13 protein-coding genes are annotated in these 11827 nt (G+C 39.8%); 7 read left to right on the top strand and 6 right to left on the bottom strand.

The features are described 5' to 3' along the window. The first annotated feature begins 21 nt into the window (after positions 1–21). From nusB to HOP08_11130, 6 genes are all read left to right on the top strand, one after another. Positions 22–1122 carry a transcription antitermination factor NusB gene (gene nusB / locus HOP08_11155; protein ID NOT75480.1) on the top strand — a complete coding sequence of 367 codons (1101 nt, stop codon included), beginning with the start codon at positions 22–24 and terminating at the stop codon, positions 1120–1122. Between the two features lie 80 nt (positions 1123–1202). Further along, positions 1203–1514 carry a YtxH domain-containing protein gene (locus HOP08_11150; protein ID NOT75479.1) on the top strand — a complete coding sequence of 104 codons (312 nt, stop codon included), beginning with the start codon at positions 1203–1205 and terminating at the stop codon, positions 1512–1514. A gap of 97 nt (positions 1515–1611) precedes the next feature. Beyond that, positions 1612–2130 (top strand): DUF1573 domain-containing protein, encoded by a 519-nt coding sequence (locus HOP08_11145; protein ID NOT75478.1) that lies wholly within the window; start codon positions 1612–1614, stop codon positions 2128–2130. Positions 2131–2231: 101 nt separating this feature from the next. Next, entirely contained in the window at positions 2232–2546 is a 315-nt protein-coding gene (gene yajC, locus HOP08_11140) for a preprotein translocase subunit YajC (protein NOT75477.1), read from the top strand. Between the two features lie 27 nt (positions 2547–2573). After that, positions 2574–3524, top strand: a complete 951-nt coding sequence (locus HOP08_11135; protein ID NOT75476.1) for a hypothetical protein — start codon at positions 2574–2576, stop codon at positions 3522–3524. A gap of 3 nt (positions 3525–3527) precedes the next feature. Continuing rightward, positions 3528–4136, top strand: coding sequence for a dephospho-CoA kinase (locus HOP08_11130; protein NOT75475.1), 609 nt, complete (start codon positions 3528–3530; stop codon positions 4134–4136). A 9-nt stretch (positions 4137–4145) separates the two neighbouring features. Here the strand turns inward: HOP08_11130 and HOP08_11125 are convergent, their stop codons facing one another. Together HOP08_11125 and HOP08_11120 are read right to left on the bottom strand one after the other, a co-directional pair. Then, a complete protein-coding gene (locus HOP08_11125) occupies positions 4146–5315 on the bottom strand; it encodes a hypothetical protein (GenBank protein ID NOT75474.1) in 1170 nt (389 codons plus the stop codon). Positions 5316–5329: 14 nt separating this feature from the next. Further along, the gene (locus HOP08_11120) at positions 5330–7153 is read right to left on the bottom strand and encodes a PAS domain S-box protein (protein ID NOT75473.1); all 1824 of its coding nucleotides are present in this window, start codon (positions 7151–7153) and stop codon (positions 5330–5332) included. Positions 7154–7361: 208 nt separating this feature from the next. On the opposite strand from HOP08_11120, the gene HOP08_11115 reads away from it, so the two are divergent. Continuing rightward, a complete protein-coding gene (locus HOP08_11115; protein ID NOT75472.1) occupies positions 7362–7787 on the top strand; it encodes a DUF1905 domain-containing protein in 426 nt (141 codons plus the stop codon). Positions 7788–7805: 18 nt separating this feature from the next. Here the strand turns inward: HOP08_11115 and HOP08_11110 are convergent, their stop codons facing one another. The 4 genes from HOP08_11110 to HOP08_11095 all read right to left on the bottom strand — a co-directional run bounded on the left by HOP08_11110 (position 7806) and on the right by HOP08_11095 (position 11823). Then, entirely contained in the window at positions 7806–8420 is a 615-nt protein-coding gene (locus HOP08_11110) for a class I SAM-dependent methyltransferase (protein NOT75471.1), read from the bottom strand. Continuing rightward, positions 8413–9237, bottom strand: a complete 825-nt coding sequence (locus tag HOP08_11105; protein NOT75470.1) for a hypothetical protein — start codon at positions 9235–9237, stop codon at positions 8413–8415. The genes HOP08_11110 and HOP08_11105 overlap by 8 nt, the downstream gene beginning before the upstream one ends. A 78-nt stretch (positions 9238–9315) precedes the next feature. After that, positions 9316–10197 carry an ATP synthase F1 subunit gamma gene (gene atpG / locus HOP08_11100; protein ID NOT75469.1) on the bottom strand — a complete coding sequence of 294 codons (882 nt, stop codon included), beginning with the start codon at positions 10195–10197 and terminating at the stop codon, positions 9316–9318. Between the two features lie 51 nt (positions 10198–10248). After that, the gene (locus HOP08_11095) at positions 10249–11823 is read right to left on the bottom strand and encodes a F0F1 ATP synthase subunit alpha (protein NOT75468.1); all 1575 of its coding nucleotides are present in this window, start codon (positions 11821–11823) and stop codon (positions 10249–10251) included. Positions 11824–11827 lie beyond the last annotated feature (4 nt).

The raw sequence follows: 11827 nt of genomic DNA, 5'->3' as shown, positions 1-11827 counted from the left end.
CGCACCCTTCGAATCAAAATCATGCAGAGCCTGTTTGCTTACGAGCAGTGCAAAGAAGCTGATTATCAAATTGCCCTCGAGCATATTGATGCGTTTTTTCAGCCGGACCTCAACTCCATGAAAGTCCAGGATAAAGTCCTCTTAAAAGGACAGCGTACGGTAGCACTTAAGCAATTCGAAAATAAATTCCAGCAAAAGCCAGTAAAGGAAAGTTCTGATCCAAGGATCAATCAGGCCATTGATGAAGCTTTTACTCTCAATCAAAAATTAGTAAAGAAAGACTTCGATTTCTTTCGTAAGAATATTGTACTGGAGGTTGAGAAGATCAACGTCTTTTATCTTTCGGTACTGAATCTGGTGCCAGCTCTGGCTTCTATTGCATCTCATGATAAAAAAATTCCAACCAAAAACTTCTCTTCGAACCCATTAGTCTCAGCATTGAAAGACAATTCCGATCTGAAAAAGGAATCTCTAAAAAATGGAAGTGGTTGGGATCAGAAAATGGATCTTGTCCGTGGATGGTTCCGCGATTGTGTTAAACCGGATAAGGAGTTCCTTCAGTATGCCAATCTTGCTACTGTTGAGTTAAGTGATCATAAAGCTTTTGTCAAGCATTTGGTTCGTAAAATTATTCTGGGAGACACAGCTATCAATGCACACTTTGAAGAAGAGGATTTACGATGGGCAGAAGATCATGAGATTGTGAAAAGTATGGTCGACAAGACTCTGAAATCTCTTGAGGAAAAATCAGGTGTGGTCGAAATACAAAAACTGTCGCTGGATTGGGAAGAAGACAAGATATTCATCGAGAAACTTTTCGTAGCAAGCACAAAACTTGATAAAAGTTATAAAGAACTGATCGCAAACAATACAAAGAACTGGGAAGTGGATCGTCTACCACTCACTGATCGTGTGATACTTGAAATGGCTTTAGCGGAGTTAACCGATTTTCCGAATATTCCCGTAAAGGTGACGATCAACGAATACATCGAGCTGGCTAAACAATACAGCACTCCAAAAAGCAGGCAGTTCATTAATGGTATCCTGGATGTTATTTCAAAAGACCTTAAAGATTCAGGAAAAATCAAGAAAAGCGGTCGTGGGCTGATGGATAATAAGTAAGAAACCCTTCGTTTTCGACCTTTAAAAGGACTATTGAGAGTCATTTGAATAAATTATCTTTGCACCTTAAGTAATTCGTCATGGGTAAAAAAAGCAGTAATACATTAATAGCATTTCTCGCAGGAGCAGCAGCAGGAGCAATTTTGGGAGTTTTATATGCACCGGATAAAGGGTCTAACACACGGGAAAAGCTTTCCTTTCGTTTAGATAAATACAAAAAGATGCTGGAGGAATATATTAATGATCTCGTGTCCGGAAAAGAAACACCACTTACCACAGAAGCTAAGGCACAAGGTCAAAAAGTAGTTTCAGAAGCAAAAGGCAAAGCAGAAAGATTGCTGGAGGATGTTGACGATTTACTTGAGCAGATTCGCGGAACCAAGAAAAGTTAATGTATTGTTAACGATCTGAATCTGACCAGTTTTCTCGATAATTTTACAAATTCAAGATTAAATATTACAAGTTATGAAACGTAGCATTTCCATATTAATGATAGCAGCGTCACTGCTATTGTTTATCAACTGCTCTGATAGAAAGGCAGAGAAACGTATTGCGGAGCTTGAAAGTCGTCTTGCTCAGTTAGAGACAAACAAGACTACACCAGCTAACCCTGTTGCAAATCCTGTGGCAGAGGCTGCCCCTGTTGCAGAAGAGAAGCCAGAAGGACCGCTTCCTGTCGCTCAATTTGAACAAATTGATCATGATTTTGGAACTATCAATGAAGGATTGAAAGTTTCTTACACATACAAAATTAAAAACACAGGAGAGGCACCTTTGATTATTCAAAGTGCTGCACCTTCATGCGGTTGCACAGTTCCTACCTGGACAAAAACTCCAATTCCTGTAGGTGGCACAGGTTCAGTTATTGCTGAGTTTGACACCAATGGAAAACCTGGTATTCAAAATAAAACCATTACAGTAACTGCCAATACATGGCCAAAAACTACAACTCTTCGCTTTAAGGCGATGGTGACTCCAAAGGCTGAGCAAAACGGTCCAACGAAGTAGTTTTAACAACCTTATTATTAAGTCCCTCGCCAAAAGCGGGGGATTTTTGTTTTTACCCATTTCCCTCCAAATTCATACCTTTGGTCTTCAAAAAAATACCTATGATTTTTAATATTCTATTACAAGCACAAACAGCAGGTTCCCAGATTCAGTTTTATGTCATGATCGGTTTGATGATCGTGATTTTCTATTTCTTTATGATCCGCCCTCAACAGAAGAAAGCAAAGGATCAGAAAAAATTTATTGAAGAAATTAAAAAGGGAGATCTCGTTGTAACAATCGGTGGTGCTCATGGTCGTGTTGCCGAAATTGAAGATGACGGCTTCATTCTTGAGTTTGAGCGTGGTGCACGCATCAAATTTTCCAAGACTTCTGTATCTATGGATTCAACTAAAGCAGTGACTGCAGGCAAATAAGTTTCTGCCTGAGACTGACCCTCTGATTTGAATTTCTTTCGTGCCATCAGCAATCTTCTGCGGTTTGACCGCACTAATTGGAAAGCGTTGGCACTTTGTCTTTTTGCAGCGGCAATTTTCTGGATATTCAACGCATTAAATAAAAATTATGCAACGAACCTTAAATTTCCGCTGCACTTTGAATACGATGCCTCCAAATATATTGCGGTAGATCCTTTACCCTCATCACTTGCTCTTAATGTCAGCGGGAATGGATGGGACTTGTTAAGGAAAAGTCTGGGGGTTAAAGTACCAACAATTTCTATGACGTTGGAAAGGCCTACTGAAGCTCGCAAGATCGTTGCGGGGACTCTCTCTCCCATTGTCGCAAGCCAGATCGGATCATTACATGTAAACTATATCGTGACAGACACGCTTCGCTTGAAAATCGAGCCCGCAGCAAAGCGGAAAATAATATTGAAAGCAGATCTTAGTGAAATTTCTTACAAGAAGAATTTTGGTCGTTCAGGTCCTGTGGTAATCTTACCAGACTCAGTCATGCTCGAAGGACCTAAAAGCCTGATAGAAAAATTAAGTGATACCATCATTTTAAAAATCCAGTCCACACGCGTTGATGGTAATGTCAGGGAAAATGCAGAAGTGATTGTGAGCCACAAGGATCTTATAAGCCGCAATCCACCCGTTGCCGAAGTAATGTTTGAAGTCGGGCCTGTGGTTGAGGTTATGCGATATCTTAAACTAAAAACTCCAAAAATACCCTGGGGAACGGAATTAGTTAATGACAGTGTAGCTGTTAGTTTTATTGTCCCACAGAAAAATCAAAAGGATTTTTTGAACGAGCCATTACTTGCGGAATTATCTGACAAAATATCTGAGATCCAAAAAGGAGAAACCAAATCCTTTCTGCCAATAATAAGGAAGATCCCTGAATACGCTGTGCTTACTCATATCGATTCAATCAAGGTCAAGAAATACTAAATCATGAATCGTCCCCTTCAAGTTGGCATAACCGGAGGAATCGGATCAGGAAAAAGTCTTGTATGCCGGATATTCAAAACACTTGGAGTTCCAATTTATGATGCCGACAGTCATGCAAGAAATCTAATGACTTCTGATCCTGTACTCGTTGGGCAGATCAAGAGTGAATTCGGAGAAGCTTCTTACGAAAAAAACGGAACTCTCAACCGGGGACATATCAGTTCTTTGACTTTTGGAAAAAAGGATAGCTTGGAGAAATTAAACAGTCTTGTTCATCCTCGGGTAGCGATTGATTATTCAAACTGGTCTGAAAAACATAAAAAATTTCCCTATTTGATCAGGGAAGCGGCATTGCTATATGAAGCAGGTTCCTACACATCGGTTGACAAGATGATCGTAGTCTCCGCGCCAGAGAATGTAAGATTAAAAAGGGTTTCACTTCGTGATCCTCAAAGGACAGAATCAGATATAAAATCAATTATGCTCAGTCAGTGGCCCGAAGAGGAAAAATTAAAAAGGGCAGATTTTATTATCTACAATGATGATCAAAGGATGGTTATCCCACAAGTATTAAAACTTCACGACACTTTTATTTCCCTTCAAAAAAGATAGAAATTCCTTCTATCTGAGAATTGGATGTCTCTTAAATGGCTTGGTCGCATCAAAAAGCTTTCTGTAGGTGATGTGTCTTTTGGAAACATAACCACCCACCTGCTCAACTACCTGTATCATTTTAGGATTGAAATCTCCAATCCAGTTCATTTCAAATTCCGTATAGGGAAGTTTATTCGATTGATACAATTCGCGCGAGGCCATGATCAACGCCCCATCAACACCTAGTCCCTGGTGCTCCGGAACAACACCAAATAGGATTCCAAAGGCTTTGTTATTGGTCTTATTTAATTTATGCCAAAGAAATTTAATCTTACCAATCCAGTCGAGTTTTCCGTTGACATGTTTGAAAATCTGATTGATCTCAGGAAGAGAAACAAAAAACGCCACAGGTTCATCCTTATAGAATCCAAACCAAAGTAAGCGCTCATCAATAATAGGCTTCATTTGCTTTACAAGAAGTACGGACTGCGCCGGTGTTAATTCAGGGTTTTCTGCCCGATTGGCCCATGCTTTGTTATAAACTGTTCTTAGATATTCCGGTAGTCTATTAAGCTCTTTTTTCTGAATATATCGAAAACTATAATTGGAGTCGCGCGCTACCAGTTTAGCCTTCATGTCGAGTCTTTCTGAAAGTGGTTCCATCACCTTGCGGGCAAACGTGAGCTGGTTGAAATAAAGTTGGAATCCGTATGATTCAAAAAAGCTTTGATAGTATGGAAAATTATAGTTGCATTGATAGTTCGGTTCATATTCAAATCCATCCACCAACAATCCCCACCAACGATCACGACTTCCAAAGTTGATTGGACCATCCATTGCTTCCATACCTTTTGCTTTTAACCATGATGTACATTGGTCAAAAAGCTGGTAAGCAGCCATCTGGTCATTAATGCATTCGAAAAAACCCATTCCACCAGTGGGTTGATCATTTCCCTTGTTTACATTTTTCTCAACAACAAAAGCAGCAACTCTTCCAATCGTCTCTCCATTATCACCTTTCAGTAGCCAACGGATGCAATCCCCATGTCGATAGGCTTTATTCCTTTCCTTATCAAAAACTGACTCAACATCACTATCCAGAGGCCGGATCCAGTGAGCTGTTTTTTGATAAAGCCGTACTGGGAATTGCAAAAACTCCTTTATATCCTCTGATGATTGTACTTCCTTGATTTGCATGATACTATTGAGTACTATTTATTTATACGCTGATTCGGCAAAAGGATTCTAAATGTTGTGCCCTTTCCAAGTTCGCTTTCCACACGAACATTTCCTCCCAATTTCTCTACAGCATTTCGCACAATGTAAAGACCCAAGCCACTACCCTCAGATTGATCACTTGCCCGATAGAACATTTCGAAAATCCGATCAAGACTAGCCTTATCAATTCCAATGCCGTTATCCTTAAAGACAATTTTGCAGTATTCATCATCCATCGATATGTCGATTACGATATGAGTCTGGTCATGATCAAGTCGTCTGTACTTGATAGCATTGGAAATCAGATTTCTGAAAATCTCAGCAACTCTCCATGGGTCACTGTAAAACTCTTTTGAAGTAACATGAATGTCCTTCTTTACAAGATCAGCTCCTTTCAGGTAGTTCAGATCACTGAAAGTCTGATCAATTATTTTCTGAAAATCAACTTGCTCCACAAGCAAGTCCATCTTGAGATTTTTTGAATGGCTTAACACATCACTTATAAAATGATCCAACTGCTCAACCTTTTGACGCATCAACTTTATATAATCAACAAGATTATCGTCATTCCCTGGCAATGTCGCGAGATTTGCGAGGCCAAGAATTGAGGATAGCGGCGCCCTGAGATCATGTGAAACTTTGTAAACAAAATTATCAAGCTCCGTATTCCTGATCTTCAATTCCTCTTCAGTTTTCTTGGTATCTGTGATGTCTACATACATTCCGAAAATACCAATTGTCTGATCTTGCAGTAAAACTGGTACGCCGTAGATAATCACTGATAGCAGCGTCTTATCTTTTCTATGACGGATGGTCTCCATCTTAACTACCTGATTACTGGATATAAGATTGTTAAGATCATTGCCTTCTTCCTTCAAATCACTTGGAACAATGAACTGGTTGAGACTTTTTCCCTGCAATTCTTCAACATTGAAACCGAAAGTTTCTTCAAATCCTTTATTGATCTGAACAACATTTCCCTCTTCATTCAATAGCGTTACAGCGAGAGGTGTACTTTGAAAAAGCTGATAGAATAGTGTTTCTGTCTTTTTAAAACTTGCCTCAGCCCGTTTACGCTCTGTGATATCAGAGAAAATTATTTGTATGGCATTTTCACCACGATATTGATACGGATGCCCTGAAGCTTCAACATGGATTGTGGAACCGTCGAGACGAAGATACTTCTGCTCAATTGGAGGAGTGGATTCTCCATGAAGAACTTTTTCACCACGCTCTCTAATTTCGGCAAATGAATCAGGATGAGCAAACGCATATGCGTTCATCCCAATAAGATCCTCCTGTTTACCTCCTACCATTTTTGCGGCAGCGGCATTAACAAATACCAGGATCCCATTAATGTGAATCACAATACCAAGAGGAAGCTGTTCAATAAGATCGCGGTATCGTTGCTCTGTTTCAAGTTGTTGCTGCTCAAGTCTCTTCTTTTCTGTAATGTCAAAGAATATTCCATTGTAGGAAACGCTTCCATCATCCATTTTAATAGGAAATCCCTGAGCTTCAATCCACAAATAGCCGTTGATTCCTTTACATCTACCCTCCCATTTCCACTCCTTCAGTTGACTAACACTTTCATTAATGCTTTCATTAAAAAAAGCTAAATCCGTCGGGTGAATAAAGGAACTAATGGAGAGATGTCCATTCATAATTACCCCGGGACTTATTCCAAGCAACACCTCTGCACGGGGACTGATAAATGTAAAGTCACGATGCCCGTCTGGGAAAAAGGTATATTCAAAGACAACCACAGGAAGGTGATCAATTAAACGCTGCAGGCTTTCTTCCTTTTTTTGGATCATTCAATAATGGACACTAAATATAATGTTTGTGGACTTTATTACAGCTTTGCATGTAATAAAGTCCCTCAAATTAAAGGATTGGGAATGCTCAAAATTATTTTGAGCTTATTAACTTCGGTATATCTCTTAAAAAAGCCTCAATTCAGACGTGAAGACTAACAAAACCAAATTCATCTTTCAAGCAGTCCTGGAAAATGTGGAAAAAAGCATGGACACAGCCTTCATTTCAATCCCGTTCGATGTTCAAAAAGCATTTGCTGCGAAGCGGGTCAAAGTGAAAGCAACCTTTGATGGATACGAATATCGTGGCTCTATTGTGGACATGGGTTTTGGACATTGTCTTGGGGTGAGGAAAGATATTCGAAAAGCAATAGGAAAATCTGTTGGTGACAGGATTCAGGTCATCATTGAGCAGGATACTGAAGAAAGAATCGTTGTGCTGCCAAAAGAGCTCGAAAGTATTTTAAAAAAAAATCCTAAAGCATCCGCATTTTTCTCAACCCTATCCTACACCAATCGAAAAGAGTATGTTAACTGGATAGTATCAGCAAAAAAAGAAGAGACAAAAGAAAAAAGGTTAAAGGAAATTCTTAAGAAACTCCTTAGTGAGAAAAAGAATCCATCTGAAAAATAGTCATTACGTTGATGGTGATTACCTCACCCGATAGACTGAACTCTTTATAAAACCTCCATAGAAAAACTCTCTTTCCTCCTCTACCAAACCTGAACTTCTTAATGCTCTATTCCAGTCAGGTAGTTTTTGATTCTTCAGCCTCGATACTAACCCAAAAAAGCTATACATCAGCTTCAGCATTGCCTTATGCCATTGTCTATCGGACACAAAATCGGTTGCCAGCCAAACACTTTCATGTCTAACTGATGCTTTTATCTTCTCAATAATTTTAACAAGTTCTTCATCTGAAAACAGGTCGAGATAACAAAAAGTTATCACAGCATCAAAGTGATTTAACTCTGTTATGGAGTTTTCTGTCCCCAAACGAAATTCAATCCTGCTATCCGCAAGTGATTTCTTTCTGGCGAGATCCAGCATTCGTGAGGCTGATTCTATATAGACAATTTTGCACTTCGAATGTTCTTTAAGAAACTGATCGAGCCATAATCCTGAGCCTCCCCCCAATACCACCACTTTTGATCCATCCCGGACTTTACTTAGAAAAAAATGCTGAGCCTTCTGCATTTGCATTCCAAAAACAAGTTTCACCATCTTGTCATAGTGAGGAGCGATGAAATCAAACGAACTACCCATTTAAAATCAGGTATGGAAGTGGCAAAAGAAAAATAGCATCGCCAATAAGACGATATCGGTCTCCCCCCTTAAATTGTTCAGAAAAGACAAATAGAATAATTAAAACAACATTCATTACCAACAGCACGATTATTTCCATAAAATTATTTCCCTTCATTGCCAGATAAAAAAACAGGATTCCCTGGGCAAAAAATAAAAACATCAGAAAGAAAGAAGTGTTCCTTTTACCAATCAAAATAACAATTGATGATTGGGTATGACTAATGTCTTTATCGACATCAAACATTGAGAACAAAATGAGGTTGATAAATGCTGTAATCGCAAAAGAGATCATCAGAAGAATAGAAGATACTGGCAAGATGCCTGAATACAGAGAGAAGGCAGGCAACACAATACCACAGGTATATAAGAGTGCTGCCACAACTTCCTTAAATGGACTTATCCATTTCTGCAACAACAAATAGATTAAGACAACAAAAGAAAGTGCCAGTCCCTTGTCAAAGATTGCTTTTCGTACATGAAAGATCATATATAAATCAATGAAAATTGCCAGTATCACAATCCGGCTTAATAACTTATAATATTTTTGATGAAATCTATGACGCTCTGTGGACGCCTGATTCTTTAGTCTTCCTGCATCAAGAAGATGATCAATTGTATAAATGATCCATACCGTCATACCCAAAGATGCAAATCCATAGGTTTTGAGTTTTATCATTAAAATATCCGCAAAGAAAGCCGCGCATACAACAGCTCCGCATGCCACATCGATGCTGATGATATTCAGAAATCTGTAAGCATTCAAAAAAGATTTCATCAAACAATCCTGTAGTATTCCTTTAAAAGCAAAAAGCCCATCTCACTGAGACGGGCTTCAAGTTATTCGATTTTTTCTTTATGCGCTCTTTAACGCCTCTGCTCCCGCAACAATCTCAAGGATTTCCTTTGTAATCGCTGCCTGACGTGTACGATTGTACATCAATTTGAGGTCTTTAAGGAGTTCTCCGGCATTTTCATTTGCCTTGTCCATCGCCGTCATTCTTGCTCCATTTTCAGAAGCATTTGAATCGAGAACTGCTTTGTAAAGCTGAACTTTCAATGACTTAGGAATTAATCCAGTCATAATCTCCTCCTGATTTGGCTGGAAGATGTAATCAATGTCCTGACGTGGTCCGGCAGCATTTTTTACCGGAACTACAGGTAACCATTGCTCTGCTACCAAAATCTGAGTTGCAACGTTCTTAAACTGATTGTAAACAATTTCAATTTTATCATATTCTCCTTTACGGAAGGAGTTCATCAGATAGTCTCCGACAACAGAAACCTTATCAAAAGACAATCCCTGAAATACGTTTACATATTCAGCTGCTGTTGGATATTTTCTCTTCGCGAAAAAATCAAGAGACTTCTTTCCTAAAGGAAGAATGGTAACATTTCCCTTTGCCTGCTGAGAAGAATACTTTTCCTGAATAAGACGCAACGCTCCTTTAAACACGGTTGAGTTAAAAGATCCGCACAAACCGCGATCAGAACTGATAGTTACGATTAAGATCTTTTCTTCCTGACGAACATCGCTATACCAGCTGTCGCCATCATTATTTCCAGAAGATAGATTTTGCAAAATAGCTGTCATCTTTTGCGCAAAGGGGCGCATCTGCATAATTCGATCCTGTGATTTACGCAACTTGGCCGCCGCAACCATTTTCATGGCTTTGGTGATTTGCTGCGTGCTGATCACTGAACTGATCCGGGACTTAACTTCTTTTAAACTGGCCATATTTATTTTAAGATTGAACTAACCGATAAATCAGTTAGTCAATTTTCAATTCTAATATTTAGAAGATAATTCAGATGCTAATTTCTTGATCATCGCAACATCTGCATCTTCAACTTTACCTGCCTTGAAATTATCAAGGATGTTCTTGTGCTGAACTCTCAACAATCCAAGGAAATCTTTTTCAAACTCCTTCACTTTTTCAACAGGTACTTTATCAAGGAAACCACGGGTTGAAGCTGTAAGAATTGCTACTTGCTCTTCAACAGGAACCGGTTCGTACTGAGGCTGCTTCAATATTTCCATGTTTCTACGGCCTCGTTCGATCGTAAGCTTAGTAGATGCATCAAGATCAGAACCGAATTTTGAAAAAGCTTCCAATTCACGGAACTGTGCCTGATCCAGCTTCAATGTTCCGGCAACCTTCTTCATTGATTTGATCTGCGCAGATCCACCCACACGTGATACCGAGATACCAACGTTAATCGCAGGACGAATTCCAGAGTTGAACAAATTCGTTTCAAGGAATATCTGACCGTCTGTGATAGAAATAACATTCGTTGGGATATAGGCAGACACATCATTCGCTTGTGTTTCAATGATCGGAAGGGCAGTCAATGAACCACCACCTTTCACCAGGTGTTTAATGGTTGCAGGAAGATCGTTCATCTTCTGAGCCAGCTCATCATTTGCAATGATCTTCGCGGCTCTCTCCAGCAAACGTGAGTGAAGATAGAATACATCTCCAGGATACGCCTCACGACCAGGAGGTCTTCTCAATAACAATGAAACTTCACGGTATGAAACAGCTTGTTTTGATAAGTCATCATAGATTACAAGAGCAGGGCGGCCGGTATCACGGAAAAACTCGCCAATCGCAGCTCCTGTAAACGGTGCAAAGAATTGCATCGGAGCAGGATCTGAAGCTGAGGCAGAAACAATGACAGTATATGGTAAAGCACCAGCCTTCTCAAGTGTTGCAGCCACTGAAGCAACTGTAGATGCTTTTTGACCAATTGCCACATAAATACAATAAACTGGCTTGCCAGCTGCGTAAAATTCTTTCTGGTTGATGATCGCATCAATTGCAACGGCAGTCTTACCAGTCTGACGATCACCGATGATCAACTCACGCTGACCACGACCGATCGGAATCATTGCATCAATCGCCTTGATACCTGTCTGAAGCGGTTCACTTACTGGTTGACGGAAAATCACCCCTGGAGCCTTACGCTCAAGTGGCATTTCATAAAGTTCCCCAGTCAAAGGTCCTTTACCATCGATTGGTTTTGCAAGGGTATCTACAACACGTCCTAAAACACCTTCACCAACTTTTACAGAAGCGATCTGACCAGTACGTTTTACGATAGCACCTTCCTTGATACCCTGAGGGTCTCCAAGTAATACCGCTCCAACGTTATCTTCTTCAAGATTCAATACCAATGCACGCAATCCGTTTTCGAATTGGATCAATTCTCCGGCTTGAGCTTTGGTAAGTCCATATATGCGGGCCACGCCATCACCTACTGTTAATACAGTGCCGACTTCTTCCAACTCTGCGCTTGTACGAGCGCTTGATAATTGCTCGCGTAGGATTGCGGAAACTTCTTCGGGTCTGATCTCTGCCATAATT

The organism is Cyclobacteriaceae bacterium, from assembly GCA_013141055.1.
Lineage (GTDB): Bacteria > Bacteroidota > Bacteroidia > Cytophagales > Cyclobacteriaceae > ELB16-189.
This window is presented reverse-complemented; position numbering and strand designations above follow the sequence as displayed.

Bases quoted from the DNA above. Each gene is read 5' to 3' on its own strand.
- HOP08_11105 (NOT75470.1), bottom strand. From the start codon at position 9,237: ATGAAATCTTTTTTGAATGCTTACAGATTTCTGAATATCATCAGCATC.
- atpG (NOT75469.1), bottom strand. From the start codon at position 10,197: ATGGCCAGTTTAAAAGAAGTTAAGTCCCGGATCAGTTCAGTGATCAGC.
- yajC (NOT75477.1), top strand. From the start codon at position 2,232: ATGATTTTTAATATTCTATTACAAGCACAAACAGCAGGTTCCCAGATT.
- HOP08_11120 (NOT75473.1), bottom strand. From the start codon at position 7,153: ATGATCCAAAAAAAGGAAGAAAGCCTGCAGCGTTTAATTGATCACCTT.
- HOP08_11110 (NOT75471.1), bottom strand. From the start codon at position 8,420: ATGGGTAGTTCGTTTGATTTCATCGCTCCTCACTATGACAAGATGGTG.
- nusB (NOT75480.1), top strand. From the start codon at position 22: ATGCAGAGCCTGTTTGCTTACGAGCAGTGCAAAGAAGCTGATTATCAA.
- HOP08_11115 (NOT75472.1), top strand. From the start codon at position 7,362: ATGGACACAGCCTTCATTTCAATCCCGTTCGATGTTCAAAAAGCATTT.
- HOP08_11150 (NOT75479.1), top strand. From the start codon at position 1,203: ATGGGTAAAAAAAGCAGTAATACATTAATAGCATTTCTCGCAGGAGCA.
- HOP08_11095 (NOT75468.1), bottom strand. From the start codon at position 11,823: ATGGCAGAGATCAGACCCGAAGAAGTTTCCGCAATCCTACGCGAGCAA.
- HOP08_11145 (NOT75478.1), top strand. From the start codon at position 1,612: ATGATAGCAGCGTCACTGCTATTGTTTATCAACTGCTCTGATAGAAAG.
- HOP08_11130 (NOT75475.1), top strand. From the start codon at position 3,528: ATGAATCGTCCCCTTCAAGTTGGCATAACCGGAGGAATCGGATCAGGA.
- HOP08_11125 (NOT75474.1), bottom strand. From the start codon at position 5,315: ATGCAAATCAAGGAAGTACAATCATCAGAGGATATAAAGGAGTTTTTG.